Source organism: Enterococcus sp. AZ011 (assembly GCF_050548355.1).
Lineage (GTDB): Bacteria > Bacillota > Bacilli > Lactobacillales > Enterococcaceae > Enterococcus > Enterococcus faecalis.
Genome location: NZ_CP172959.1, coordinates 1,207,119 through 1,233,306, shown reverse-complemented (window position 1 = coordinate 1,233,306; position 26,188 = coordinate 1,207,119). Strand labels below are relative to the sequence as shown.

General features: G+C 37.8%; 24 protein-coding genes. All 24 read right to left on the bottom strand.

All coding sequences use genetic code 11. The annotated features are described in order from the left end of the window. Nucleotides 1–57: 57 nt before the first annotated feature. The 24 genes from IGL36_RS05995 to IGL36_RS05880 all read right to left on the bottom strand — a co-directional run bounded on the left by IGL36_RS05995 (nucleotide 58) and on the right by IGL36_RS05880 (nucleotide 26,165). Nucleotides 58–1,062: an ATP-binding cassette domain-containing protein gene (locus tag IGL36_RS05995; protein WP_002398259.1), complete on the bottom strand. Its 1,005-nt coding sequence runs from the start codon at nucleotides 1,060–1,062 to the stop codon at nucleotides 58–60. Continuing rightward, entirely contained in the window at nucleotides 1,059–1,730 is a 672-nt protein-coding gene (gene modB, locus IGL36_RS05990) for a molybdate ABC transporter permease subunit (RefSeq protein ID WP_002357709.1), read from the bottom strand. Before modB ends, IGL36_RS05995 begins: the two co-directional genes overlap by 4 nt. An 8-nt stretch (nucleotides 1,731–1,738) precedes the next feature. Further along, nucleotides 1,739–2,539, bottom strand: a complete 801-nt coding sequence (gene modA, locus IGL36_RS05985) for a molybdate ABC transporter substrate-binding protein (protein ID WP_289861570.1) — start codon at nucleotides 2,537–2,539, stop codon at nucleotides 1,739–1,741. Nucleotides 2,540–2,557: 18 nt separating this feature from the next. After that, nucleotides 2,558–3,529, bottom strand: a complete 972-nt coding sequence (locus IGL36_RS05980; protein ID WP_002398257.1) for a molybdopterin-binding protein — start codon at nucleotides 3,527–3,529, stop codon at nucleotides 2,558–2,560. A gap of 3 nt (nucleotides 3,530–3,532) precedes the next feature. After that, entirely contained in the window at nucleotides 3,533–4,015 is a 483-nt protein-coding gene (locus IGL36_RS05975; RefSeq protein ID WP_002398255.1) for a MogA/MoaB family molybdenum cofactor biosynthesis protein, read from the bottom strand. Then, a complete protein-coding gene (locus IGL36_RS05970; protein ID WP_002357714.1) occupies nucleotides 4,008–4,442 on the bottom strand; it encodes an MOSC domain-containing protein in 435 nt (144 codons plus the stop codon). Before IGL36_RS05970 ends, IGL36_RS05975 begins: the two co-directional genes overlap by 8 nt. 2 nt (nucleotides 4,443–4,444) lie before the next feature. Next, nucleotides 4,445–5,419, bottom strand: coding sequence for a GTP 3',8-cyclase MoaA (gene moaA / locus IGL36_RS05965; RefSeq protein ID WP_078122359.1), 975 nt, complete (start codon nucleotides 5,417–5,419; stop codon nucleotides 4,445–4,447). Next, the gene (gene moaC, locus IGL36_RS05960) at nucleotides 5,416–5,925 is read right to left on the bottom strand and encodes a cyclic pyranopterin monophosphate synthase MoaC (protein WP_002366623.1); all 510 of its coding nucleotides are present in this window, start codon (nucleotides 5,923–5,925) and stop codon (nucleotides 5,416–5,418) included. The genes moaA and moaC overlap by 4 nt, the downstream gene beginning before the upstream one ends. Before the next feature lie 832 nt (nucleotides 5,926–6,757). After that, a complete protein-coding gene (locus tag IGL36_RS05955; RefSeq protein WP_002398252.1) occupies nucleotides 6,758–7,960 on the bottom strand; it encodes a molybdopterin molybdotransferase MoeA in 1,203 nt (400 codons plus the stop codon). Nucleotides 7,961–7,977: 17 nt separating this feature from the next. Then, nucleotides 7,978–10,698, bottom strand: a complete 2,721-nt coding sequence (fdhF, locus tag IGL36_RS05950) for a formate dehydrogenase subunit alpha (RefSeq protein ID WP_002398251.1) — start codon at nucleotides 10,696–10,698, stop codon at nucleotides 7,978–7,980. A gap of 2 nt (nucleotides 10,699–10,700) precedes the next feature. Next, on the bottom strand, nucleotides 10,701–11,999 hold the full coding sequence (locus tag IGL36_RS05945) for a complex I 51 kDa subunit family protein (RefSeq protein WP_002363880.1): 1,299 nt from the start codon (nucleotides 11,997–11,999) through the stop codon (nucleotides 10,701–10,703). Nucleotides 12,000–12,010: 11 nt separating this feature from the next. Beyond that, entirely contained in the window at nucleotides 12,011–12,499 is a 489-nt protein-coding gene (locus IGL36_RS05940) for an NAD(P)H-dependent oxidoreductase subunit E (protein ID WP_002357722.1), read from the bottom strand. Beyond that, nucleotides 12,487–13,068 carry a hypothetical protein gene (locus IGL36_RS05935; RefSeq protein WP_002363879.1) on the bottom strand — a complete coding sequence of 194 codons (582 nt, stop codon included), beginning with the start codon at nucleotides 13,066–13,068 and terminating at the stop codon, nucleotides 12,487–12,489. The genes IGL36_RS05940 and IGL36_RS05935 overlap by 13 nt, the downstream gene beginning before the upstream one ends. Continuing rightward, nucleotides 13,058–13,882 carry a formate/nitrite transporter family protein gene (locus IGL36_RS05930; RefSeq protein ID WP_002405184.1) on the bottom strand — a complete coding sequence of 275 codons (825 nt, stop codon included), beginning with the start codon at nucleotides 13,880–13,882 and terminating at the stop codon, nucleotides 13,058–13,060. The genes IGL36_RS05935 and IGL36_RS05930 overlap by 11 nt, the downstream gene beginning before the upstream one ends. Nucleotides 13,883–13,897: 15 nt before the next feature. Then, nucleotides 13,898–14,473, bottom strand: a complete 576-nt coding sequence (mobA, locus tag IGL36_RS05925; protein WP_002357726.1) for a molybdenum cofactor guanylyltransferase — start codon at nucleotides 14,471–14,473, stop codon at nucleotides 13,898–13,900. 140 nt (nucleotides 14,474–14,613) lie between these two features. Then, nucleotides 14,614–15,642, bottom strand: coding sequence for a lysylphosphatidylglycerol synthase transmembrane domain-containing protein (locus IGL36_RS05920; protein WP_289861571.1), 1,029 nt, complete (start codon nucleotides 15,640–15,642; stop codon nucleotides 14,614–14,616). 19 nt (nucleotides 15,643–15,661) lie between these two features. Then, nucleotides 15,662–15,928: a DUF1294 domain-containing protein gene (locus IGL36_RS05915; RefSeq protein WP_002377631.1), complete on the bottom strand. Its 267-nt coding sequence runs from the start codon at nucleotides 15,926–15,928 to the stop codon at nucleotides 15,662–15,664. A 145-nt stretch (nucleotides 15,929–16,073) separates the two neighbouring features. Continuing rightward, nucleotides 16,074–17,303 (bottom strand): peptidase T, encoded by a 1,230-nt coding sequence (gene pepT, locus IGL36_RS05910; protein WP_002384579.1) that lies wholly within the window; start codon nucleotides 17,301–17,303, stop codon nucleotides 16,074–16,076. Between the two features lie 29 nt (nucleotides 17,304–17,332). Next, the gene (locus IGL36_RS05905; RefSeq protein ID WP_002395134.1) at nucleotides 17,333–18,451 is read right to left on the bottom strand and encodes a Nif3-like dinuclear metal center hexameric protein; all 1,119 of its coding nucleotides are present in this window, start codon (nucleotides 18,449–18,451) and stop codon (nucleotides 17,333–17,335) included. Next, nucleotides 18,435–19,151, bottom strand: a complete 717-nt coding sequence (locus IGL36_RS05900) for a tRNA (adenine(22)-N(1))-methyltransferase (protein WP_002374956.1) — start codon at nucleotides 19,149–19,151, stop codon at nucleotides 18,435–18,437. The genes IGL36_RS05905 and IGL36_RS05900 overlap by 17 nt, the downstream gene beginning before the upstream one ends. A gap of 202 nt (nucleotides 19,152–19,353) precedes the next feature. Next, nucleotides 19,354–21,996 carry an alanine--tRNA ligase gene (gene alaS, locus IGL36_RS05895; RefSeq protein ID WP_002366615.1) on the bottom strand — a complete coding sequence of 881 codons (2,643 nt, stop codon included), beginning with the start codon at nucleotides 21,994–21,996 and terminating at the stop codon, nucleotides 19,354–19,356. A 345-nt stretch (nucleotides 21,997–22,341) separates the two neighbouring features. Next, nucleotides 22,342–23,025, bottom strand: a complete 684-nt coding sequence (locus IGL36_RS05890; protein WP_002381934.1) for a helix-turn-helix domain-containing protein — start codon at nucleotides 23,023–23,025, stop codon at nucleotides 22,342–22,344. A gap of 546 nt (nucleotides 23,026–23,571) precedes the next feature. Continuing rightward, a complete protein-coding gene (locus tag IGL36_RS05885) occupies nucleotides 23,572–24,930 on the bottom strand; it encodes a DEAD/DEAH box helicase (protein ID WP_002385937.1) in 1,359 nt (452 codons plus the stop codon). Nucleotides 24,931–24,983: 53 nt separating this feature from the next. Then, the gene (locus tag IGL36_RS05880; protein ID WP_002377637.1) at nucleotides 24,984–26,165 is read right to left on the bottom strand and encodes a VanZ family protein; all 1,182 of its coding nucleotides are present in this window, start codon (nucleotides 26,163–26,165) and stop codon (nucleotides 24,984–24,986) included. Nucleotides 26,166–26,188 lie beyond the last annotated feature (23 nt).

Genomic DNA, 26,188 nt, shown 5'->3' with positions numbered 1-26,188 from the left:
CTATTATAAATGAAGATACAATCATATGTCAACCGCTTCACGTAATCTTTTTCTATTTTATAGACATAATGGCATAATTGCTGTAGGTGGAATGGATAACTGAGTAATAACTTTCGGATTGAGTCTATTGCTGCCTTTCCACCAAATTTTGGTTTGTTGGTGTTGAAACCAAGCACTTTGTTCAAAAGGTGCTGACAATGTTTGTAAGTGATGCACTTCGATTTGATTGGTTGCCTGCGGTTCTGTTGTGAAATCATGGGCCCGAATACCTATAGAATGACAAGAAATAGGAACTTCTTGTGTAACCATTAGTGTTTGTTGCCAGCCAATCACTTGGACTCTGTGCGCATCTATGCGTTTGACAGGCCAAATATTTTTACAACCAGTGAGTTTAGCTGCTTCAATCGTTTGAGGTTGGTTAAATAATTGATTTGTTGCACCAAAAAGTGTTTGGTTTTTTGTGATTATCACTAAACTCTGACATAACTTATACAGTTCATCTAAACTATGACTCACAATTAAGGCATGTTGATTTAAATTACTTAATCGCTGTTGAAGTTCAATTTGCAGCTCTTCCTTTAAGGGTGCATCTAATGCGGAAAATGGCTCATCTAATAACAGGTAAGCCGGCTGAGCCGCTAGCATTCGCGCAAAAGCCACTCGCTGTCTTTGTCCTCCAGAAAGTTGACTAGGATATTGTTGTTGGACTTTAGTTAAGTGAAAAGATGCAAGCAATTGAGTGACCAATTGTAAATCTTTTGTCACGCACGTCAGATTTTCTACTACCGATAAATGAGGAAACAACGCATACTGTTGAAACAAAAGACCAATTTTTCGTTGTTGCGGCGACAAATTGATCTTTTGTTCAGCATCGAATAAGACTTGATCATTTAAAACAATCTGACCTTTATCCGCAGTCTCAACACCCGCAATACATTTTAATAACATACTCTTGCCACAACCAGAAGCACCTAAAATTCCTGTTGTTTGCGTCTTTGTTTCAAACTGAATTTGCAAAGTATGACTTTTCAATTCTTTTTGAATATCAACAATTAATCTCATTCCGATCTTCTCCAAGCGCGCTGACTAAAAAATTCCGTAAAAAATAAAATAATCAGGCAAAGTAATAACATAATCACAACATATTGATTGGCTAAACGCCAATCCCCACTTGCTACAGCAGAGTAGATAGCTAAAGGAAGCGTTCTTGTTTTGCCAGCAATATTCCCTGCTAACATTGTCGTCGCTCCAAATTCGCCTAACCCGCGGGCAAAGGCTAACACGCCACCGGCCAAGAGACCGTTCATCGACAAAGGTAACGCAATTTTTCTAAAATATCGACTTTCCGAAAACCCGAGTGTCTGGGCCACCGCCAACAACTCACTATCCATTTGTTCAAACGCCGTTAAGGCTGAACGATACATTAAAGGAAATGAAACAGCAACGGCAGCAATAACCGTAGCTGGCCATGAAAAAACAACTTGAATGGCAAAAAAATCAAGTAAAAACTGGCCTACTGGTTGCTGAACACCAAAAATAGTTAAGAGAAAAAAACCAAAAACAGTCGGCGGTAAAACTAATGGCAACGTAAATAAACTATTCAAAAGAATTTTTAATTTACGATTTTTCAAACGAAAAACAATATACGCAACGCCTGTTCCTAAAACAAAAGTAAATAAAATGGCGATTATTGCTGTCTGAAAAGATAAAAGAATTGGTCGAACATCCATTTTCCCACCTACTTTGTTAACTTAAAGCCAATACTTTCAAAATATTTTCTGCATTGTTGACTCTGTAAAAAATTTAAAAAAGCATCTGCTGATTTTTGTTTCTTAGAGGCGGCAACTTTACCAACTGGATAGATAATTGGCTTTTTCAAAGCAGCTTCAGGCATGGCCGCAACAATCGCTACTTTTGAATTGGTTGCTGCATCTGTCGCATAAACCAAGCCAGCTTCTGCACTTGCATTCGCTACCCATTCAAGGACTTCTGTTACATTCGTGCCAAAGCTTGCGTGTTTTTCTACATAGGACCAAGCACCTAAAGCTTTTAAGCCTTCTTCGGCATATTGACCAGCTGGAACACTCGCAGGATCACCAATTGCTATCATTTGGGCTTTTTTTAAATCAGAAAAATCATGCCACTTTGCTTGATCTTGGTTAGGCACAATAAGAACAAGCTGGTTTTCCAATAAAGGAACGACACTTTTCTTATTAATTAGTTTTTCTGCAACCAATGCATTCATTTGTTTTGTCGAAGCCGAGAAAAATACATCGGCTTTTAGGCCTTTTTCAATTTGCATCTGTAATTTTCCAGAACTATCATAGGTTCCAGTTACCTGAATATCTGGATGCTCTTTTTCAAAGGCTGGAATAATTTTCTTCTCCATGACTGATTCTAAGCTAGCTGCTGCCGCAAGGGTTATTTCTTCTTTTTTTGTTGAAACTGTTTCTTTTTGCGGCTGATTTGTACATGCAGCAATTAGGACAACTAAACTGAATAAACTAAGCAAGAACACAGTCTTTTTTTGTTTAGACATTTGAACGCCTCTTTTCTTTTATAAATACCCGCCATAACTCAAGTCAATAATTTCAGATTTTTTAATCACTTCTTTGGCCATTAATCTTGGTAACAACAAATCAAAAACCGTTTTTTCTGAAAATAAAACACCACCTGGTAAGCCAATGATCGTTTGCTCTCCTTTATAAGCCAGCAAAAACATTGAGCCTGGTAAGACTGGTGTCCCATGGGTTACGATTTCAGCACCTGTCTGCTTAATTGCTAACGGTGTCAAATCATCAGGATCTACACTCATACCACCTGTACAAACAATCAGATCAAGCCCTTGTGCTAACATCTTTTTGATCGCAACAGTAATTTTTTGCGGCTGATCATCGACAATTTCTTGCTTGACAATCGTAACTAAAGGATACGCGGAGAACTTGGCTTTTAACACAGGGTAAAAAGCATCCTCAACCAATCCTGTGTAAACTTCACTGCCAGTAGTTACAATCCCGACCCGTATTTTTTTGAAAGGTTTCACAGAGATTAGTGGCTCAGACGTGCTGAACTGGCATGCCTTTTCTAATTGGCTTTTAGAAATTGTTAGTGGAATCACTCGAAAGGCTGCAACTTTTTCATCTTTCTGAACTTCTATATTGGTAACTTTAGTTGACAAGGCGAGACCTTCAATTTCATTTAAAGCAATTAATTTTTCTCGATTGACTTTTAAAAGACCTCTCGTGCTAGCTTTAGCAACAATTTTTCCTTCATGGACTTCACTCGGCTGACATGAGTCATCTGTTAACAGGTTATACAAAAATGTCGCTGCCTCTTCTTCATGTATTTCTGCTGGATCCAAGGAAATAAACAGATGTTTTTTCCCTAATGATAAAAGAATTGGAATATCTTCTTGAACAACTATATGTCCTTTTTTAAAACACACTTCCTTGGTCTTCCCATAGTCAATTCGCGTAATATCATGACTCAATGGAAGGCCAACTGCCTCTTCTGTTCGAATTGTTTTCATGGTTTATTCCTCATCATGTATGATTTTTTTATTTGTGATTAAATCCAAAGCGTGGGGCAAAACAGGCAACAAAAAATGCAAATGTTCTGTTACACTTTTCGGGCTACCAGGCAAATTAACAATGAGCGTGCGTCCTCTTTGAACAGAAACGCCTCGACTTAACATAGCAAATGGTGTTTTTTCCAAGCTAAGTTGACGCAAGCCCTCACTGATCCCAGGAATGATTCGCTCTGCTACACGTAAGGTAGCTTCTGGGGTCCGATCCCGTTCACTCAACCCTGTGCCGCCTGTCGTTAAAATCAAATCACAGGTCTTAGACCACTCTTGCAATAGATCTACTAATTGATTTTCTTCATCTGGTAAAATGGTTTGTTTGGTTACCTGGTAGAGCGCAGGTAACTGTTCACGAATCAAGGGACCCGATTGGTCGACAGCAAGCCCTTGAAAGCAACGATCACTTAATGTTACAATGCCCACTTTAAACAACGTCTAACTGGTCTCCTTTTTTAATATGACCTTCTGTCACAACAACTGCAAAGATTCCTTCTCTAGGCATGATGCAATCGCCCACTCGCGCGTAAATCTGACAGTGTTTATGGCACTCTTTCCCAATTTGAGTAACCACCAATTCGGAATCGCCTATTTTCATTTTCGTTCCAACAGGTAATTGACGTAAATCAATCCCTGATACGATTATATTTTCCCCAAAAGCACCATTGCCAACCCGAGCTCCTTTTTCATTGAAAGCCGTTATTTCTTCAAAAGATAACAAACTGACTTGTCGATGCCAATTACCGCCGTGCGCATCATTTTCTAATCCGAAACCTTTAATTAAGTTGACTTCAGGAATTTCCTTTTTCTGTGTGCCTCTTCGCGGGCTAATATTTATTGCAATAATTTCTCCTGTTTTCATACTTACCCTCCTATTTGTGACATAAATCGTTGTTCTCCTTGTTGTTCCAAGAAAAGATGTTTTTCAGGCTTACAGGCAATGCCACTCTTGATAATCCCTAACAATTCTGCTGTTTGTTCCATAGCTAAAGCTTCCTTTAACGAGTAGCCGTCTGCAGAATGCAGGCACGTTTTTAAATGGCCGTCTGCAGTAATTCGAATTCGATTACACGTCTCGCAAAAACAATGCCCTAATGCACTAATAAAACCTATTTTTCCTTTAAAATCTTTTAAGGCGTAATAACTAGCAGGGCCATTGCCCAATGGTTTTTTGTATGGTTGCAACGTTCCATAATGTTTGGTTAAAATGGCTTCTACTTCTTCTTGTTGCTTACCTGGATGCTCCTTCCCTAATCCAATTGGCATCATTTCAATGAAACGAAGATGCACAGTCTCTTTCTTAGCGATTTCAGCCAGTTCTACAATTGTTGCTTCACTTATCTCTTTCCTAGCTACAGTATTAATTTTGATATTAGCTAGTCCCACATCAATCGCTTGTTCTAAGCCCGCCAGAACATTCCTTAACTGACCAACTCTTGTTATTTCACGAAATTCTTCTGGATCCAAAGTGTCTAAGCTAATATTAATGCCGTCCAAGCCCGCCTCTTTTAATCCTTGAGCCTCACGAGCTAACGTCATGCCATTAGTCGTTAAGGTTACTTTTTCGATGCCTGAGATTTGCTTTATCCTTTTAATTAAAGAGAGTAAATTTGGTCTAACAAGCGGTTCACCACCTGTTAATTTAACTTTTTTGATGCCTTCTTTCGCTAATATCCTCAATAAAAAAATAATCTCATCATCTGTTAGAAGCTGCTCTTTTTTTAAAAAGCAAAGACCTGTTGCTGGCATGCAATACGTGCAACGTAAGTCACAACGATCTGTTAAAGACAAACGAACATAATCAATTTCACGGTTAAATGCATCTTTCATGCTGTTCACTCATCACTTTCCTTTGATTTAATTGAAGAACGAATGAAATGACCACTACGTCCCCCATTTTTCTCTAATAAACCAATGTTTGTCATTGTCATTCCTCGATCAATTGCTTTACACATGTCATAAATTGTTAAGAGTGCTGCCTGCACACCTGTTAGCGCTTCCATTTCAACGCCAGTTGAACCCACTGTTTTTGTAAAGCAACGTACTTCTAAACAAGTTTGATTGCGCCAATCAAACTGAATTTCACACTTTGTCAAAGCAACCAAATGACACAAAGGAATCCATTCAAACGTTCGTTTTGCGGCGGTAATCCCAGCTACTCTTGCTACCTGTAATACTTCACCTTTTTTAATCATTTGGGTCTGAATCGCTTCTGCTGTCGCTTCCAACATGTGAATTTCTCCATAAGCGAGGGCTGTTCTTTCAGTGTCATTTTTTTCCGAAATATCAACCATATGCACTTCTCCTTGTGTATTCAAGTGCGTAAATTCCTTACTTTGAACCATTTCTCCACCTCACATTTGACATTTGTTAACGTTTACACAATACTTCTTTTTCAAGTGTATCACTCTTGCATCAAAAAAACAATCTGGCATCCATAATTTTTTTTAGCGATAAATCGAAGTTAAAAAAGTTAAGCGACAAAAATTACGTGCTTCGCTTAGCCTGACCAGACTTTTGTCTTAGTCTTAAAACTTGATAAGTAATAAGAGGTCGGGACAGAAGTGCTTAACTCCGAGAACCAAGTAGGTACTGTTCAACATCTATTTGCTTTGCAAATAGTGTTTCTCAGCAATAAGAAGAAATTTCCGAAAATTGTCATAAAACACAACGAGGAACGAGTTGATGTTGCATGATACACTACACTCCGTTTCGTTCGCATCAATTTCTACGCATGGAACATGCTAGAATTGAAGGACCCGGTGTTCTTTAATTTTTGGAGACCAAGTCCTTCAATTCTTAGTGATTTATCACTTAGAGATTGATGAGATCGGAGCTCTGCGAAGTAGGTATTGTTCATCATCGAATCACTACGTTCTTCGTGATTCTCAACAATTTCGGCTTATTTCCGAAGGACCTTCACCAAGTAGGTACGATGATTTCATCTGTTCATGCTTCACAGTGAAACATCGCAACTCTTAGAGCTGTAGCTCTTTTGAAGGCTGTACTGTGACGAGACGCATGTCGAGAAAACACCTTAGAAGTTGTTGAGATCGGAGCAACGCGTAGTGTTGCTTCTGTTCCCGCCGTTTATCAATTTTTAAGCCTGGAACAAAAATCCAAAGTGATTTTTGTTCCAGGCTCTTACTTTCATACTAATCTTAGGTCAGGTTGTCATCAAGTCTGCCAATAATAGACTTTTACAAGCGCGCCTTTTTTGAGTAGTACACCAGCTGGTTGTTCTAGCAGGCAATTTGTTTCTAAAGTATTTGATAAATTGGATGAAAGATGACTTTTTGTCACTAAATTTACTGTGCCATCTATTTCTTTCGCTCGGTAAAATCGACGTAGTCTACTGGGGGCTAATTCATGCGCTAAAATTACTGTTCGTTCCTTTAGATTTAACTCGACACAATTAAAAAAAGTAGCTAATAATGTCCAGTAAAAAAGATGTAAATTAACCATTGCCGCAAACGGATTGCCTGAAACGCTTAAAATGAGTGTTTCTTGAAATTGACTTCCCATAACTGGGGTTCCAGGTTTCATATTTACAAAATGAAACAACTCTGTTCCTCCGATACGTTTAATTGCTAAAGGTAAATTGTCCTTTTCACCTACCGAAACACCACCACAAGTAATTAATACATCAAGTTTTGGTGAAATCTCAATCAGCCTCTTCGCTAATTCTTCAGGGTCATCTGAACAATGGTCTAGGTGGATTACTTCATTACCACTCGCTTTGACAAAAGCTGCTAACATGTAGAGATTACTATTATAAATTTTCCCAACTGACAGTGGTTCTTCCAAAGAAACTAACTCACTACCGGTCGCTAAAATCCCCACCTTCATGCGCTTCAAAACAACAACTTTATCAATCCCTTGCATTGCCAACAAACCAATCATGCGACTATTAATCTGTTGATGTTTTGCTAAAATTTTTTGCTGAAAAGCAATATCTTCTCCAATTTCCGCATAGTTTTGGCCCGCAGTGACAGAGCGAAAAATTTTAACATGGTCTTGCCCAAAATCCGTCCATTCTTGTGGCACTACAGCATCAAAATCGGTTGGAATAAAAGCACCTGTTGTTATTTTAATCGCACAGTTATTCGTCTGATTACAATAAAACATGGAATCCCCTGCCACTAAAGAACCGACGACTTTTAAACAACTTGGGCTTTCAGCAGTCGCACCTCGTGTTTCTACTGCACGAACGGCATACCCATCCATCCCGGCACGAGGAAAATGAGGAATCGCTGTCTCTGCAAAAATGGTTTCTCCGCTAATCCGTCCCAAGGAATCAAGCAGCGCCACTTCTTCTGTTTCACATTGACTCTTCATATGTTGGGTCATTTTCTCTCGTGCTTCTTCCAACTCGATCATGTTTTAACCATCCTTTTTTATTTATTCACTGGTTTAATCGCAACGGCACAAACTTTATATTCAGGAATTGTGGCGATATCATCAAATACAGCATTGGTGATTTCGTTAACATTCCCATCTGGAAAATGGAATGTCATAAAGACTTCTTGCGGAAATACTCGATTTCCGACAGCCGCATAGGTTTCAATTTTGCCACGTCGAGAATGAACTTCAACTTTGTCACCTTCTTGGATTCCCAGAACTTGTGCATCGACTGCATTTATCTCAATATAAGAGTGATTCGCTATTTGGTTAATCCCTTCCGTTCGTCCTGTCATTGCTCGGGTATTGTAATGGTAAAGCATTCGGCCTGTCGACATTAAATACGGGTACTCTTCATCTGGTAATTCTTGGGCTTGCTTATACGGAATTGCTTTAAATAAACCTTTCCCACGAGCAAAACTGCCCACATGCATAATCGGCGTACCTGGATCTGTCAAGCTCCGACAAGGCCATTGTAAGCTCTCCTTCTCTAAACGTTCATAATTAATTCCACCAAACGAAGGCGTCACAGCTGAAATTTCTTTCATAATTTCTTTTGCAGATTCATACGCACAAGGATAGCCCATTCGTGTCATGACTTCACAAAAAATTTCATAGTCTTCTCGCGCTTGTCCTCTTGGTTCAACAGCTTTACGGACTCTTTGCACGCGCCGTTCTGTATTTGTAAATGTCCCGTCTTTTTCTGCATAACTGATGCCTGGTAAAACGACATCTGCATAAGCAGCCGTTTCTGTCATAAATAATTCTTGAACAACTAAAAAGTCTAAACTTTCTAAAGCTTGACGAACATGTCCTGTGTCTGGATCCGTAACAATTGGATCTTCTCCAAAAATATAAAGGCCTTTGACGTTTCCTGCCGTTGCTGCTGGTAAGACTTTAGTAGAAGTTAAACCTGTGTTTCGATTTAACGGCACATGCCAAGCTTTTTCAAATTTGTCGATTACTTCTGGATTGTTGACTTTTTGATAGCCTGGGAAATCATAAGGCATACAGCCCATATCGCAAGCACCTTGAACATTATTTTGACCTCGCAAAGGATTGACACCACAGCCTGGTTTTCCAACTTTACCAACCAACATTGCCAAATTAGACATACTCATAACACCCTCAGTTCCTGTCGAATGTTCCGTTACGCCTAAACAATAAATGATTGGTGCTTTCTCTGCTTTTGCATACATGCGTGCTGCTTGAATTAAATCTTCTGGATGAATATGACAAATTTCTGCGACTTTTTCCGGCGTATAATCAGCCACCATTTTTTCTAAATCTAAAAATCCTTCTGTCCGTTCTTCAATAAAATGGCGATCTGCTAAACCTTCTTTCAAAATCACATGCATCATGCCATTAGCAAATGCGACATTCGTTCCCGCCTGAACTTGTAAATGCAGCGCACTATCCTTCACTAAGTTAATTTTCCGCGGATCAACAACAACAACTTGCGTTCCTCTTTGGATGGCTTGGCGAATTTGCGCACCAATAACTGGATGAGCTTCTTCTGGATTGGAACCTACTAATAAAATCATGTCGACATCTTCAGTGATATCAGCAATAGGATTAGTCATCGCACCAGAGCCTAAGGTTTGGGCTAAACCATGGACCGAAGCCGAATGACAAACACGGGCACAGTTATCAACATTATTGGTACCAAAAGCAGCACGCACCATTTTTTGAAAGACATAATTATCTTCATTTGTCGCTCTAGAGCACGAAAAACCAGCAAGAGCATCCGGACCGTTTTCTGCTTTAATTTCGTTAAATTTTGACGAAACAAGCGTTAAGGCTTCTTCCCAAGAAGCAGGTTCAAAAATCCCATTCCGTTTAATTAATGGCTCCGTTAAGCGATCTCCTGACCCAACAAATTTATATGAAGCAAATTTTCCTTTCACACAAAGTAAATTTTTATTAGCTGGTCCATCCAGGGGTTCAACACCCACCAAACGATTATTTTTAACGAGTAAATTCATCTGACAGCCTGTCCCACAATGCGGACAAGTTGTAGGAATTTTCTGGGTTTCCCATTTGCGGTACTCTTTTGTATCTTTTGCTGTTAACGCACCTGTAGGACAGGAAGAGACACAATTGCCACATGATTCACAGATAGATTGATCAAACGCCTGCCCATAACTTGGCATCATTTTTGTTTCAAAGCCACGATTAGCAATACTAAGTACATCTCTTCCCTGCCGCAATTGACAGACACGGGCACAACGACGACACATGATACACTTTTCTGGATCATAAGAGAAAAATGGATTACTGGTATCTTCTTGATGGCAAGGCATTCTTTTTCCCTCGGTAAAGCTAGTGGCATCAATCCCATAATCTAGCGCATACTGTTGTAATTGACAATCCCCGTTTTTTCCACAAGAAAAACATTCTAATTTATGATTACTCAATAATAAATCAAGAATAAAACGTCTGGAATCAGCAACTTTTTCAGAATGTGTTGACACAACCATGTCCTCTTGACAATGTGCCGTACAAGCAGTTGTTAAGCCACCACGTCGGCCGCCTTCCACCTCAACCACGCACATCCGACAAGAACCATCAGGTGCTAATTCCTTTAAATGACAGAGCGTTGGAATTTCAACACCTAGCCCTTTCGCTGCTTCGAGAATGGTAGTCCCTTTAGGCACAGTTACTTCTTGGTTATCAATAGACAATGTAACTGTTTGCGTATGCAACTTTGTTTTCATTTTTACCAACCTCCTTTGCTAGTGGCATAGATTTCTGTTTCAGCAGTCGTTTCAAATTCTTCTGGAAACAAAGCCAATGCACTCTTCATTGGATTTGCGACGGATTGGCCCAAACCACAAGCTGATAATCGCGTGACATGTGTGAGCATCTTTTCCAATCGTGGCAAATCACTAGCTGTTGCCTCGTTCCGATTGAATTTACTCAATAATTCCAAAATCCTAGTTGTTCCCAATCGACAAGGGGTGCATTTACCACAGGACTCATGAGCAAAAAAGGCCGCCACGTGTACTAAATAGTCCACAACATTGACTGAATCATCCATTACTACAATTGCGCCAGAGCCGACAGATAAGTCATGGGCCCATAAATCTTCGTAGGAATACAAACAATCCCTTAACGTTGCAACAGCACCAATTGGACCGGATTGTCCACCGAAATGAATAAATTTTAATGCTCGACCAGTTGCAGAGCCTCCGCCGTATTGCTCGCCATAAATTATTTCTTCTAATGGTGTTCCAAGGTTGACCTCGTATAAGCCCCGATTTTTAATATGTCCAGACAAACAAATTAGCTTTGTTCCGCCACCATCGGCAGTACCCATCTCTAAAAAGGCTTGTCCACCTTCTCGTAAAATTACAGGAACACTTGCAAATGATTCAACATTATTTACTAATGTTGGTTGCAAATATAAACCAACATCTGCTAAGTGTGGTGGTTTGACACGCGGCCGCCCCGTTTTTCCTTCAATTGAATTTAAAAGTGCTGAATTTTCCCCACAAATATAGGCGCCAGCACCAGAAATAATCGTAATATCATAATTGAATCCTTCAATTCCTAAAATGTTTTCCCCTAAAAAGCCAGCTTGTCGTGCATTATCCAGTGCTTCTTGAAATGTTTTTTGGATTCTGCGATATTCTCCTCGCATATAAATATAACCTGCTTTTGCTGAAAATAAATAGCCAGCAATGATCATTCCTTCAATCACACTCAATGGATCTTCAGATAAAAGTACTTTATCCTTAAAGGTCCCTGGTTCGCCTTCATCAGCATTACAAACAATGTACTTTGTGGTTCCTTTTGCATGATAAAGATGGCGCCATTTTTTTCCTAAAGGATAGGCTGCTCCACCGCGACCTCTTAAGTGAGCAACATCCAGTTCGTTTAAAATTTCTTCATCCGATAGTGAAATTGCTCTTTTTAAACCATCAAATCCATCGTATTTACAATACTCAGCAACATCGGTCGCAGATTGCATTTTTCCCATTCTCTCTAATAACATTGGTTGGTTTCTCTTAAGCATTGACTCACCTCCTACAATCCTTCATAGCAATCATTTTGTAAATGTTGAATTAATTGATAAATTTTCTCTTCTGTTAGTTGACTAAAAACGGTGTCCTTAATTTTAATTACTGGACCCAAATCACAAGCCCCGATACAAGGAATACTGTGATACATAAATAAGCCATCTGGGGTCGGCTGATTCTCTGGCACTTCTAAAATAGTTTCTAAAACTTCGGCAACCATCGCCCCACCAGTATAATGACACGGTGTGCTGTTACAAATCTTCAAGACATACTTCGCTTGCGGTTCCGTCTTTAAAATGGCATAAAAACTGACGATTTCATAGACTCGCGCTTCCGTTAAATGTAGATGCTCTGCAACTAATTGAGCTGTCTCCTGATCGATATACCCTTCTTCTGAAGCAAATTGTAATTCAATTAAAATATTTAAAATTCGTTGTGGATCAGCATCGTTTTCTAGAATAATCGCTTCTTTTTCAATTAAGCTTAATGCACACATTCCTTTTTATTCCCCCTTTTTAGTGAAACTTGAAGTTGTTCTCCTTGATAATAGATACGCAATTCTTTTGGTATTTCAGCAGATAGTAAACAAAAATCGGCTTTATCTATAACTTTTTTTGCTGATTCTTTTTGGCGATTCTGGTTATTCATCATAAGAAATAGTCCTGGCTGCACAACATTACGTAATGAATTTGATTCACAAATGATTAATGCTTGGGCCGGCACAGCTTTCAGAAATTGCTGAATGGCTTCCGCCAAATTTTCTTGAAAAACTTTCAATAGAAAAACTTTTTGACAACCTGCAGCTAATAATTTCATGGTATCTTTATTGCCAATCGTCTCTTGCTCTTCTACTAATTCATAACCAGCTGTAATACTGGTACAAATTCCGCATCCTTTTGTGCCTCGTTGACACACCCCTCGTTGACCACTAATCGTAATAATCTTCAAGCCATAAATTGGATAGACTTCTTGGTACTGTTTAATAAGGGCTTCGGCTAATGTCGTTTTGCCACTATTCCGACCAGTAGAACCAATTTGAATCATGTTTGGTACCTCAATTGCCATAGGGCTCCTCCGTCTGAATCGTTTTCTCAACTCTTGGTTTGACAGTTGCTGGTTTTGTCATAAAGATCAATGGTACGGCCATAAAAAGACTGCCACCTACTGCATTGCCTAAAAATACCCATAATGTATTCTGCAAATAATCCCACCAACTGATTGTGGTACTTTGTGAAAAAATTGCCGCTGGAATAATAAACGCATTGGCGACCACGTGTTGAAACCCACAAACAACGAAAACCATGACAGGAAACCATAAGCCAAACATTTTACCTAAATATGATTTTGCCAACGCTCCGAGATAAACCGCTAAACAAACAAAAATATTACAGCCAATCCCTGAAACAAAAGCAACTAGCGGTGGATCAGCGATTTTCGCCTGAGCAACTGCGACTGTTTTATCCAGAAACGCACCTTCAGTTAACCCAACAATATGGCCAAATAAATACGCCACAAGAAATCCGCCTAGACAATTGGTCAATAAAACAACTAGCCAGTTATAACAAAGAGCGCCCACTCTAACCTTTTTCTGTAATACGCCTAATGTCATTACCATCATATTGCCTGTTGCTAACTCACCACCAACAAAAGTAAGCGCTATCAATCCAACTGGAAATAAAGCTCCACCCAGAAAGTTGTTAAAACTTCCCCATTCTGTGGGGGCAGTTCCAGTGATACGAATAAACGCCAAGTAACCTAGTGCAATACAAAAACCAGCCATGATGCCTAAAATACAGAGTCGAACAAACGATAATTTACCTTTCATTTCTGCCTTATCACCTAAGCTTGCAACTATTTCTTCACTACTGAAAAAATCCATTACGATTCCTCCTTTTTATCGATACCACTGAGACAATTCTTCTTTTCGATTGACATTTTTAAGTTGATTCTCTTTTGATAGTTGCACCGTTTTTACAGATAGACGCTCAAATTCTTGGCGAACCTGATAGTTATTTTGCGCAAGCTGTTTTTGAAATGTTGGTAAACAAGAACATCGATAAAAGCCAAATAATGGTTCTTGACGACCTTCAAAGTCAAAGATTGTTACTTGATTTTGTCCACGCTTAGAGGCTAACTGATACACAAGTTTAGGAGAAAAAGTTGGTATATCACAGGCAATTACAAACACTTCAGCTTTCTGAGTATAGTTCATTGCTGTCACAATCCCACCTAATGGCCCCTTTCCAAGATACATATCTTGAATGATTGTGCATTTTCTAAACGCCTTAGGAAATTTTTGACTATCATTCGTTACTAAAATAACCTCTTCGAACAGTTCCATTAACTTTTCAGCTGTTTGCAAGATCACGTATTGCCCTTGAATTTTCAATAATGCTTTATCAAATCCCATCCGTGAACTTTTCCCGCCGCATAACAGCACTGCTGTACAATCAGCAATAATTTTCGCCACCCCTTTACCATAATTTTTATTAGTTCAAAAAAATATTTTTTAGTCATGTATTAAGTCTATTATAAGACATCCCTCGTACAAGTCAATTCCTTTTAAAAAAAAAGAACGAGAAAAAGAGCGACTCTTTTTCTCGTTCTATCTTATTCATCTGTTTGACGTTTTATTTCTTCAATCTCAATGCGTAATGATTTTCGTTTCTCAATGGCGACATAAACCAAGCCAATCAAAAAGGGTAACACAAAGCTACCAAATCGATACAGTAAAACAGATGCTACAGCATCAACATTGCCGACCAATGGTTTAAACAACAATAAGTAAACAAATTCAAATGGACCAATGCCAGCAGGTGTCGGAATAACTCCTGAAAGAATAACAGCAAAACTGGTAAAGGACATCACTAATAATAAATCAATATTCGGGTGATTTTCTACTAAAACAATGTAAGGAATAATGTACCAAAATAATAATTTAAATACATTCCATGAAAAGATTCGAAGCAACGCTGAGCGATCTTGTGTAATTGTTTGGACAGCTGCCCGCAAGGAATAGATTTGTAAATTACAATTATCCACCCAATCTCTTAGTTTTGGTCGTTTAAACCAACGATTGGCAAACTTAACCAATAAAACTTGCAACTTTAAGCTACTAGATAAAATAAGTAATGCTGCAATTATTATTAATGTTAAAATAACACCTGCTAAAATGAATGGAATCATCTTAGGCGCATTTTCATAAAACAGGGAAAATTGAATAATCAAACCAATAATTGCTAAAAAAATCACGGCTGCTTTGTACATAATCATATGTAATGCCGTTATCCCCACACTTTTAGAAACAGGAATTCCCTTTTTCTTATAAAAATAAATTTCTGAAAGCAAGGTTCCCGTGCCAAATGAAATAATCCGATAAAATGCTACATAACAAGAAGTAAAAAAACCATCCACTGTTGTAAAGTCTTTGTTAAAATAACGAGCTATTTCCTTGATTGAGCGCCCTTCTGCAAATTGATAAACTACACCAAAAAAAATAACAGCAATCAGCACCAGCCAACTCGTTTCCATCAGTTGAGCAAAAATATCACTTAATGAATTATCCATGACATAAAAGATTACGCCTAAAACGATAATCATTAACAACATATTTAAGCCAATTTTTACTTTTCCTTTCATCGCTTCTCCTTTTTTGTTCTTACTTAAATGTTAGATAGATGCAACTAATCATCGCGATTACGCCAATTGAATAACACAATGCAAAAACTGGTTTTTGGGTTTTATGATGAAATTTCTTTTGTCCCATTAGCCCACCTAGACCGCCACCGACAAGTCCTATCATCAATAAGCGGCGTTCCGGAATACGCCAGTTCCCACGTTTTGCTTGTTTTTTATCATAACCCATCATACTAAACAATACTAAATTAATGACGAGGAAATAAATGATTACTATCCACTGAAGCATTCTTTCTGGCCTCCTAACTAGTTACTGTACTAGGATACCTTGTTCTGATTCTAATTGCAAAAAAATTTTCAATGACTCATGAAACTACAACAGGAAAGTAAGCTCTCGGTTGCCCGTTTTCTTACTTTCCTATTGAGTACCTCATTTATTTTGCATTTAATTCAGCAATTTTAATAATCACATTGGTCGCTTTTTCCATGGCTTGTAATGAAACAAATTCAAAACGGCCATGCATATTTTCGCCACCAGCAAAGATATTTGGTGTTGGAATCCCTAAATAAGAAATTTTTGAGCCATCCGTTCCACCGCGAACAGGTTCAATAATTGGTTGAATTGACAATTCTTCCATTGCTTGTTTAGCAATTTCGACAATGGACATATCTTTTTCAATCACTTCTCGCATATTATAGTATTGATCAAATAAATCAACTTTGATTCGTTCTTCATCAAATGGTGCATTCAATGTTTGCTGAATTTCTTTAATTTTAGCTTTACGTGCTTCAAAAATCTCGCGATTGTGATCGCGAATAATATACGTCATTGTAGCTTCTTCTGGCGTTCCAGCAAACGCTGCTAAATGATAAAAGCCTTCTTCACCTTCTGTTTTTTCTGGAACTTCGTCAGCAGGTAAGGCATTATGGAAATCAATTCCTAATTGTAACGCATTAATCATTGTATTTTTTGCTGTTCCTGGATGAACGTTTTTCCCTTGAATTGTAATTTCTGCTTGCGCCGCATTAAACGTTTCAAATTGTAATTCACCTACTGGTCCGCCATCCATTGTATAAGCAAAATCCACGTTAAATTGAGCGACATCAAATTTGTCGGCACCTACACCAATTTCTTCGTCAGGACCGAAAGCCACACGAATGGTACCATGTTTAATTTCTGGGTGATTAATTAAATATTCCATGGCTGTCATTATTTCCGCAATACCTGATTTATCATCAGCTCCTAATAAAGTGGTACCATCGGTTGTGATAAGTGTTTCACCACGATAATTTTTTAAGTTAGGAAAGTCTTTCGTATTTAAAGTGAATTTGCCTTCTTTATCTAAAGGAATCGTTGATTCTCCGTCATAGTTCTCAACAATTTGCGGAGAAACATTCACTGCATTAAAATCAGCCGTATCCATATGGGCAATAAAGCCGATTGAACGAACGTCTTTCTCCACGTTACTAGGTAACGTAGCAATCACAAAACCATTTGTTTCGTTATAAATAACATCGCTCATCCCTAATTCTTCTAATTCTTTTTTTAAGGTTTGTGCAAAGGCTACTTGTGTTTGTGTTGATGGTGTCGTTGTGCTTGTTGCATCTGAGCGTGTTTCTGTTTTCACATAGCGTAAAAAACGAGGTAATAAATTTTCATACATAAAAGAACACTCCTTTAATCTTCATTTTTTTATTTAAAACGAAATGGGTTGGTATTCGCTTCTGATTCAAAAATGGATACAGCCCACTCATTTTCTTGTTTCCATTGATTCATTAATTCCACAAGTTTTGGCTTACAAAGCGCTTCAATGTAATGACCAGGATCGATGACTGGTAAATCTTCAGCAATCATGTCATGTGCCGTATGATAATACACATCACCAGTAATATAGACATCGGCTTGTTTACGTAATGCATCATGATAGAATTTTTCACCACTTCCACCACAAATGGCTACCCGTTGAATCATTTTAGTATCATCTTTTGCAATGACCCGCAAGCCATCCAATTGGAAAGCTTCCTTGACTTGCTGTACAAAATCAGAGAATCTCACAGGCTTGTCTAATACTCCAACCCGACCTAAACCAAATTCTTTTGATTGATTTTCAATGGTATAAACATCATACGCCGGTTCTTCATAAGGATGCGCCTGTAACATAGCTGCAAGAACTTGTTCTTGCTTAGTTTCAGGGAAAATCACTTCGATTTTTGCTTCTTGGACGACACTTTCTTGACCAATTTCGCCAATCGTGGGATTTGCTCCTTGTGTTGGTGTAAAACGTCCTGTTCCAATTAAAGAGTAACTTGTTTTAGAATAATCACCTTGAGCTCCAGCGCCAGCTAGACCTAAAGCTTCTCTCATTTGCGGAGCTTCATCAATTGGCACAAAAACGGCTAATTTTTTATAAGGAACAGTATGTGTTTTAGTTAAAAAGGTGGTCTGTTTAATTTCCAATAATTCACAAAACCAATCATTTAGCCCATTGTCAATAATATCCATATTAGTATGCGCTGCGTAAACAGCAATATCGTGTTTTAATAAATCAGCGTACATTTTTTCTTGAAAATTATCTGTGGTTAATCGCTTAACTGGGCGGAAAATAGGTGGGTGTTTCGCAATAATTAAATCAACCTGCTTCTCAATTGCTTCTGCAACGACCTCAGGACGAACATCTAAGGTAATCATCACATTTTCAATTGGTTTATCTAACGTACCAATGTGCAAGCCCACAGGGTCTCCCGTTTCAGCTAACCACTCGGGACAATAGTCATTGAAGCGTCGAATCAATGTCTTACCGTTCACAGCCATTGGCCAGCACCTCCTCAATTAATTGTTGGTCTTGCTGTAGTTTTACTTGTTTTTCAATATGTTCTCCACTTGCTTTTGCTAGTTGTGCAAGAACAGTTTTGCGCTGTTTTAATTCTCTTTGCCATTTTTTAGTAAAAACCGGTCCTTGTTTTTTAATTAAAACTGGCCCAAATAGTAATTCTTGATCCGTATAAGAAACGGATTTCTCTGTTTTTTCGGCTACGATAATTTCATACAATTTACGGTTTTCTTCCACGATTGTTTCATCAATAATACTGTAGTCATTTGCCATTAACCAGCGGCGTAAAGTTGGTTCACCAATATTCGGTTGTAAAACAAGGCGTTCCTTCCCTGTTAAACGATTTTTTTTGCGTCCAGCTTCTAAAATATCTCGGATTAATGTGCCGCCCATTCCACAAATACTAATGACGTCTATTTGATCTTCAGGTTCAATTGCATCTAGCCCGTTCGCTAAACGTACAATAATTTTATCCGTCAAATTGGATTTACTGACTTGGGTTTTGGCAGATTGATAAGGGCCTTCCACCACTTCCCCAGCCACAGCAAAAGACAGTTTATTTTCTAACATTAAAGCAACTGGTAAATAAGCATGGTCTGAACCAATATCTGCTAAGCGACTTCCTCTAGGGATTAAATCACCAACCGTTGCGAGACGTTTTGATAATTGATTTTCATTCATATTTTTGATTCCTCCGTTGCTTATTATACCATTGTCAATTGAAGATGAAAACTTACACATTCGTGCAATCTACTGTTTCCTCTCCTTAATCATTTAAAAAAAAGAACCCCCTTCAAAATCAATTTCATAACTTTGAAGAGGGCTGTCATTATTGCTATAAAGAGCATTCTCCTTATATTAATAATAGGGAAAACATTTTTAATTAGGCATTTGCCAACCAGTTTTCAACTTCTGCTAAGGCATCCGCAATCCCTGCTGGATTTTTCCCACCAGCTTGAGCCATATCAGGACGACCACCGCCGCCACCGCCAACTTTTGGCGCAATTGCTTTAATTAAGTCACCGGCTTTTAAGCCTTTTCCGTTCATGTCTTTTGTCATAGCCGCTAACAAGCTTACTTTTTCATCTTGTGCAGTTGCTAGAACTAGTACATCAGACAATTCTTTTTGTTTCCATTGGTCGGCCAATTGGCGTAATTGATTCATGTCTTTAACATTGACTTGAGCGGCAATATAACGAACACCGTTGACGTCTTTGACATCTTTAAAAATGTCACCAGCTTGTTGGTTCGCTAATTTGCCAGCCAATTGTTCGTTTTCTTTTTGTAGATCACGTAATTGTTGTTGCAATTGCTCTGTTTTCGTAACCACTTCTTTTAATTGAGGTGATTTAACTAATGTAGCAATCTCTTTCAATTGACGTTCTTCTTCTTGTAAAAGTTGATACGCTTCTTTACTCGTCACTGCCTCAATACGGCGTACTCCTGCACCAATCCCAGATTCAGAAACAATTTTGAAAATCCCGATATCTTCTGTATTAGCAACATGTGTTCCACCACATAATTCGATAGAGTAATCCCCAATATTAACTACACGGACTTCTTTGCCATATTTTTCGCCAAATAACGCCATTGCGCCCATGTTTTTCGCTGTATCAATATCTGTTTCAATTGTGACAACAGGAATAGCTTCCCAGATTTTTTCGTTAACGATGGCTTCCATCCGCGCTAGTTCTTCTGATGTAACTTGCCCAAAATGAGTAAAGTCAAAACGTAGATGTCCTGGTGCAACTAATGAGCCTGCTTGATTGGCATGCTCCCCTAACACATCTTTTAAAGCACGATGCAATAAATGGGTTGCCGTATGATTTTTCAAAATACGTGTCCGCATCCGTTCGTCCACTTGCAATTGATAAATTTGACCTTCTGCTAATGGCGCCAAAACTTCTACTTTGTGTAAAAATTGACCGTTTGGTGCTTTTTTCACATCCACCACGTTGGCAACGACTTCCCCTGCGGTATTTTTTACATAGCCGCGGTCAGCAATTTGTCCACCCATTTCAGCATAAAATGGTGTTTCAGCAAAAATTAATTCGGCTGTTCCTGCAGATGCTTCATTTACTAGTGCGTCACCTTGAATAATAACAAATAATTCACTATCATGTGTTAATTCTGTATAGCCAACAAATTTACTTTCTACTTTAATATCTGTTAATAAAGCAGATTGAACACCCATTGAAGTTTCTTTACTGCGGGCAGAACGAGCGCGTTCACGCTGTGCTTCCATTTCTGTTTCAAACCCAGCATGATCGACTTTCAAGCCTTCATCTTCCGCAACTTCTTCCGTTAATTCTACGGGGAAGCCAAAAGTATCATAAAGTTTGAAGATAATTTTTCCATCTAATGTATCGCCTTTTGCATCTTTAACTTCTTTAATAACCTCATTTAACATGCTTAAACCTTCATTGATGGTTTCATGGAAACGTTCTTCTTCTGTCCGAACCACTTTTTCGATGAAGTCTTTTTGTTGTAATACTTCTGGATAGTAGCTTACCATGATTTCGCCAACAACAGGCACTAATTTGTATAAAAAGGCTTCATTAATGCCTAATTTTTTCCCGTGCATTACCGCACGACGTAATAAACGACGTAACACATAGCCACGACCTTCATTTGAAGGAAGCGCACCATCACCAATTGCAAAGGACAAGGCGCGAATATGGTCAGCAATCACTTTAAAGGAAACATCCGTTTGTGGTGCATCTCCATATTTCACGTTGGTTCCTAAAGCTTCTACCGCATGAATGATTGGCATAAATAAATCAGTTTCAAAATTTGTTGGTGCATCTTGAATGATAGATACAACACGTTCCAAGCCCATGCCCGTATCAATGTTTTTATGTGGTAATGGTTCATACGTATCTTCTGGTGTATGGTTAAATTCAGAGAACACTAAGTTCCAAATTTCTAAATAGCGTTCATTTTCGCCACCAGGATAATTTTCTGGATCATCTTCTGGAATATCTAAAAATTCTTCGCCGCGATCATAAAAGATTTCCGTATCCGGACCACTTGGACCAGCACCGATATCCCAGAAGTTATCTTCTACATCAATAATATGGTCTTCAGATAAACCAACTTCATCACGCCAAATGCGTTTTGCTTCTGTATCTTTCGGATAAACAGTCACATATAATTTTTCTGGGTCAAAAGCAAGCCATTCAGCACCAGTTAAAAATTCCCAGGCCCAGTGAATCGCTTCATTTTTAAAATAATCTCCAATTGAGAAGTTCCCTAACATTTCAAACATTGTATGATGACGAGCCGTTTTCCCAACATTCTCAATATCATTTGTACGAATAGATTTTTGAGCATTCGTAATTCTTGGATTTTCTGGCACAACAGAGCCATCAAAATATTTTTTCAAGGTTGCAACACCAGAGTTAATCCATAATAATGTTGGATCGTTTACTGGTACTAAAGAAGCGCTTGGTTCTACTGAATGTCCTTTAGACTTAAAGAAGTCTAAATACATTTGGCGAACTTGACTACTTGTTAATTCTTTCATTGATTTTCCTACTTTCTATTAATAATTAACTATTTATATTTTGTACCCTCTTAAGTGGCAGATTGTGAACACAAAAAACACCATTGCAGTCAAGGACGATTGCTCGCGGTACCACCTTGATTGCAATGATGTTGGATCATTACCTCTTAAGCTCTATAACGCAGAGTCGCGTTGATATTTCTATCAAGTCCATCTAAAGGGAGCAAGTAAATTTATCTGATGCCCTTCTCTCAGCAATGAACGGCTTTCTGTGATCAAAATAAGATTCCTCATATCCTTTAGCTTATAGTCAAAAGTATAAGAAAGATCTGCTAAAAAGTCAATTGTTTTCGTAGGAATCTTTCCTTACTGAGCTGTTTCAAATAACGTTTGCTCTAAATAAGGCAAAATTTGTTCATTTATTTGATACCCTTTTCCCCAAGAGGTTGTAATAATCTCTTCGTTCATACCTGCATCACTAAATTTTTGTTTCACTCGTTTACATACGAAAGACAGCTGCGATTTTGTAGAAGCATCTGGTTCTTTCTGCCAAAGCAAGCGACAAATTTGATCACGATCCAACCCTTCGTGGGCATGCTGATACAAGATTTTTAAAAAGCGTTGTTCGTTTTTTGTAAAGCGAATCTTTTTTACTTGGTCATCAAGTAGCTCGGCTGTGACTTCGGCAAAACTTTGATCGACCGTGTCAATTTTTTCACGAATATCTTCCAATGAATCTTTGAGGCCTAACCACCGGATAATACCTCTTTCCTGCCAAATCTCTGCTTCACGTTTATTACACATCGATTGTGAACGTCGATAAATCGGCTTCTCTAACGATGAAAGACTTCCTAATAATCTCAAGCAATCGTTCTGAGAAAGTGTTTCGCTTAATACAATTGCATCAAAATAATTAAAAAAAGTTAACTCATGTTCTATAGTTTCTTCACAGCAGTTCGTACAAAAGACTTCATAATTTAAATGTTGTAATTGCTGCTGAAATGTTTGCTCAACTAAAATGTTCTTTGTTAATACCAAAATCCTTCTCATTTCTTCTTTCCTCCTAGAACTCTTTCTGCTACCAATAACTAAACGCACCAATCAAAATACGTTACCAAATCGCGTGTTTTCTCCATCGATTGGTTAATAAACACCTTTTTATCTTCATCTCTCTTCGCTCCTTTATTCTTTATTTTGGTGGTTATTTATATTATATTAGAAAATGATTTTTTTTGTGTGTAAAATTTTTTTATCCTCCGTAAAAAAAAATGAATTTCCTTTAATATCAACTAATAAAGCTGATTTTTTAACAAAAAAAGTGCCGAAACTTCCTACTTTTTGCTAAAACACGCCAAAAATTCTGTAATTTTATTATTTTTTTCTTGAGAAAACATCAAAATGTTGATGTTTAACACTAACATTTTGATGTTTTCGACAAAAATCTTTACAATTAATCGGTAATTTTCTCTACTTTTAACGATAATTACTTTTAAAAAAGAGTTATTTTAAAAGTGACTTAAATATTTATCATATAAAAAGTAAGGGACTAAAATCTTTACGATTCTAGTCCCTTACTTTTTATAATCCACAACGTTTTTAGTTAGAAGAATTCTTTTTTGCTTTTCTAGCAGAACGATCTTTTTGACGACGTTCAATTTTACGTTTTTTCTTATTGCTGTCTTCAATTGCCCAATTAATTTTTTTCTTGTATCCTGGTTTAATTTTTTTCTTTTTCTTTTTCACTAAACCAATTAACGTTGGGTCTAATTCTTCTCGAGATTTTTCTCGTTTTGTTCGACGGTTGCGATCATACGTCTCTACAATCTCACCATTTTTAATTTCTTTTGGTTTGAAAGAAACACCTAACTGCTCAATCTGAGTAATCGCTTCATCATCTGCTGGTGAATATAATGTTATGGCAGTCCCATTCAATCCATTACGTCCTGTGCGGCCAACCCGATGGATAAAGAAGTCCAATTCATGTGGAACTTCTGCATTGATGACATGTGAAACTCCTTCAATATCAATCCCACGTGCGGCTAAATCAGTAGCTACCACATATTGGTAGTCAAGATTTTGAACTTGACGCATCACACGTTTTCTTTCGCGTGGTGTAATGTCTCCATGAATTTTGGCAACTTTTAGGCCCTGATCTTTTAAGTAATCGGTGATTTCATCAACTCTTTGTTTAGTATTTGCAAAAACAATCGCTAAATAAGGATGCCCGATAGTCAATAATTGATAAATTATTTGATTGCTGTTTTTTCCTTTGGTGGAAATCAACCAATTGTCAATTGTTTCTGAAATAACTGCTTTTGGTTTGATATGTTCAATCACTGGATTTTCTAAATATTTTTTTAAAAATGGTCGTAATTTTTCTGGAATGGTTGCAGAAAAAACGAGCATTTGTAATTTTTCTGGCAAACGACCCGCAATTTGATCGACTTCTGCTAAAAAGCCCATATCTAATGTCATGTCTGCTTCATCGACAACAAAGGCAAAAGCCGTATGCACTTTCAAGGCTTGTTCATTCATCATATCTAAAATACGCCCTGGTGTACCAATCACCACATGAGGTTGCTGATGCTTTAATTTATTTAATTGACGTTGTTTATCTGTTCCGCCAACAAAATTTGACACTCGAATTTCTGGTTGACTGAAACGAGCCAGTTGCTGCGCTTCTTGATAAATTTGATTGGCTAATTCACGACTAGGCGCAGTAATCACAATTTGTACTTCGTCGATAGTTGGCTTAACTTTATCCATTAATGGAAGTAAAAAAGTATGCGTCTTTCCACTTCCTGTTTGCGATTGTCCAATGACACTTTTCCCTTTCTTAATGATTGGGATTAATTTTTCTTGGACTTCTGTTGGTTCTTCAAACCCTTTTTCTGCGAGTGCTTCGTTGATAAAAGGTTGAAATTGAAATTGTTTAAATGAAGGCACTTGCCTCACCTCTTCTCGTTAAATTCTTTATGCACTTTGGCATTATAACACAAAAACAACTTTTACTCACCTGCTGATTCCTTTGTTTTCGCAACTTCTAATGTACTGACTGTATAAGTATGGCTGGCTTTTTCATAAAACAAACGCCGTTTTTTACGAATCAAGGTTAACAAAACGTTGATCAAAAACAGTAAATATAAAATTAAACAGAACAAATACAGAAGCAGTGACACCATTTGCAACATCCGATTAGAAGAATTCAATAAATCAGTGGCATTGGCTAGATAAATACTAATTAAACCATACACAAAATACAAATAACCGTAGCGAACAAACAAGGCTTTTAAACGAATTTTTTCATGTCCTGTTTCAACCACCCGAATGCGAACAACTTTTTTCCCTAACGTTTGACCATTTGTCAGTTTCATCATGACGATAAAGACCGCAAACACCATGATAAAGAACCACATCCGATCTGAAAAAATCGGATAATTGGTTGCCCAATTTTTATAAGCTGGAATGAAATTTAGTCCAAAAACGAGCAGGCCTTGCACAAAGCCAATCACCAACCAATCAATCCCCCATGCAAAGAAACGTCTCAACAGGCTAACTGTCTGCCCTTTTTCATAAGAGGTGGCATCAATTTCTTCTCGTGTTGGCAATAAAAAGGTAAAGAGTGGCGTCAACCAATAACCGACCATGCCTCCGACGGTATTATTAATTAAATCATTGACATCCGCCAAGCGATACGAACGTGGATAAATAAAATAAAGGCCAGATAACTGTGTTAATTCAAAAAATAATGACAATAAAAAACTCGCAAGAACTGTTTTTAAAAATGAACATTTGAAATAATACCGTAAATACACACCAAAAGGTAAAACTAATAAAACATTAAACAGTGGTTCTAAAACGGCATGCTGTTTTAATGCTGGCAAATACGTACTAGGATCTTTGAGCGAAAAAACAGTTTCATTTAAAATCCCTGAAATAAAATGAAAAGGCCGCAGTTCCATTGTTGGTCCTGTGTATTGAGCCACTTCTGCCCGAGATGGCAACGGTAAAATTACCAAGAAATAGGCACATAATAAATAAAAAACAAATGAATACAAAATCATTGCTCGTGTCCAAACAAAGGAACCATATTTGCGGTATTCATAGATTAATAATGCCCCAGAAATAAAAAATGCTAGAAACGGGAAAATAATGATTGCCCATTTAATTGGTTCGCTATATACTGCCATAAAAATTCCTCCAAGATAAACAA

Excerpts from the sequence above, each read along its gene's own strand:
- IGL36_RS05995 (WP_002398259.1), bottom strand. The coding sequence starts at position 1,062 with ATGAGATTAATTGTTGATATTCAAAAAGAATTGAAAAGTCATACTTTG.
- modB (WP_002357709.1), bottom strand. The coding sequence starts at position 1,730 with ATGGATGTTCGACCAATTCTTTTATCTTTTCAGACAGCAATAATCGCC.
- modA (WP_289861570.1), bottom strand. The coding sequence starts at position 2,539 with ATGTCTAAACAAAAAAAGACTGTGTTCTTGCTTAGTTTATTCAGTTTA.
- IGL36_RS05980 (WP_002398257.1), bottom strand. The coding sequence starts at position 3,529 with ATGAAAACAATTCGAACAGAAGAGGCAGTTGGCCTTCCATTGAGTCAT.
- IGL36_RS05970 (WP_002357714.1), bottom strand. The coding sequence starts at position 4,442 with ATGAAAACAGGAGAAATTATTGCAATAAATATTAGCCCGCGAAGAGGC.
- moaC (WP_002366623.1), bottom strand. The coding sequence starts at position 5,925 with ATGGTTCAAAGTAAGGAATTTACGCACTTGAATACACAAGGAGAAGTG.
- IGL36_RS05955 (WP_002398252.1), bottom strand. The coding sequence starts at position 7,960 with ATGATCGAGTTGGAAGAAGCACGAGAGAAAATGACCCAACATATGAAG.
- fdhF (WP_002398251.1), bottom strand. The coding sequence starts at position 10,698 with ATGAAAACAAAGTTGCATACGCAAACAGTTACATTGTCTATTGATAAC.
- IGL36_RS05945 (WP_002363880.1), bottom strand. The coding sequence starts at position 11,999 with ATGCTTAAGAGAAACCAACCAATGTTATTAGAGAGAATGGGAAAAATG.
- IGL36_RS05940 (WP_002357722.1), bottom strand. The coding sequence starts at position 12,499 with ATGTGTGCATTAAGCTTAATTGAAAAAGAAGCGATTATTCTAGAAAAC.
- IGL36_RS05935 (WP_002363879.1), bottom strand. The coding sequence starts at position 13,068 with ATGGCAATTGAGGTACCAAACATGATTCAAATTGGTTCTACTGGTCGG.
- IGL36_RS05930 (WP_002405184.1), bottom strand. The coding sequence starts at position 13,882 with ATGGATTTTTTCAGTAGTGAAGAAATAGTTGCAAGCTTAGGTGATAAG.
- IGL36_RS05920 (WP_289861571.1), bottom strand. The coding sequence starts at position 15,642 with ATGAAAGGAAAAGTAAAAATTGGCTTAAATATGTTGTTAATGATTATC.
- IGL36_RS05915 (WP_002377631.1), bottom strand. The coding sequence starts at position 15,928 with ATGCTTCAGTGGATAGTAATCATTTATTTCCTCGTCATTAATTTAGTA.
- pepT (WP_002384579.1), bottom strand. The coding sequence starts at position 17,303 with ATGTATGAAAATTTATTACCTCGTTTTTTACGCTATGTGAAAACAGAA.
- IGL36_RS05905 (WP_002395134.1), bottom strand. The coding sequence starts at position 18,451 with ATGGCTGTGAACGGTAAGACATTGATTCGACGCTTCAATGACTATTGT.
- IGL36_RS05900 (WP_002374956.1), bottom strand. The coding sequence starts at position 19,151 with ATGAATGAAAATCAATTATCAAAACGTCTCGCAACGGTTGGTGATTTA.
- alaS (WP_002366615.1), bottom strand. The coding sequence starts at position 21,996 with ATGAAAGAATTAACAAGTAGTCAAGTTCGCCAAATGTATTTAGACTTC.
- IGL36_RS05890 (WP_002381934.1), bottom strand. The coding sequence starts at position 23,025 with ATGAGAAGGATTTTGGTATTAACAAAGAACATTTTAGTTGAGCAAACA.
- IGL36_RS05880 (WP_002377637.1), bottom strand. The coding sequence starts at position 26,165 with ATGGCAGTATATAGCGAACCAATTAAATGGGCAATCATTATTTTCCCG.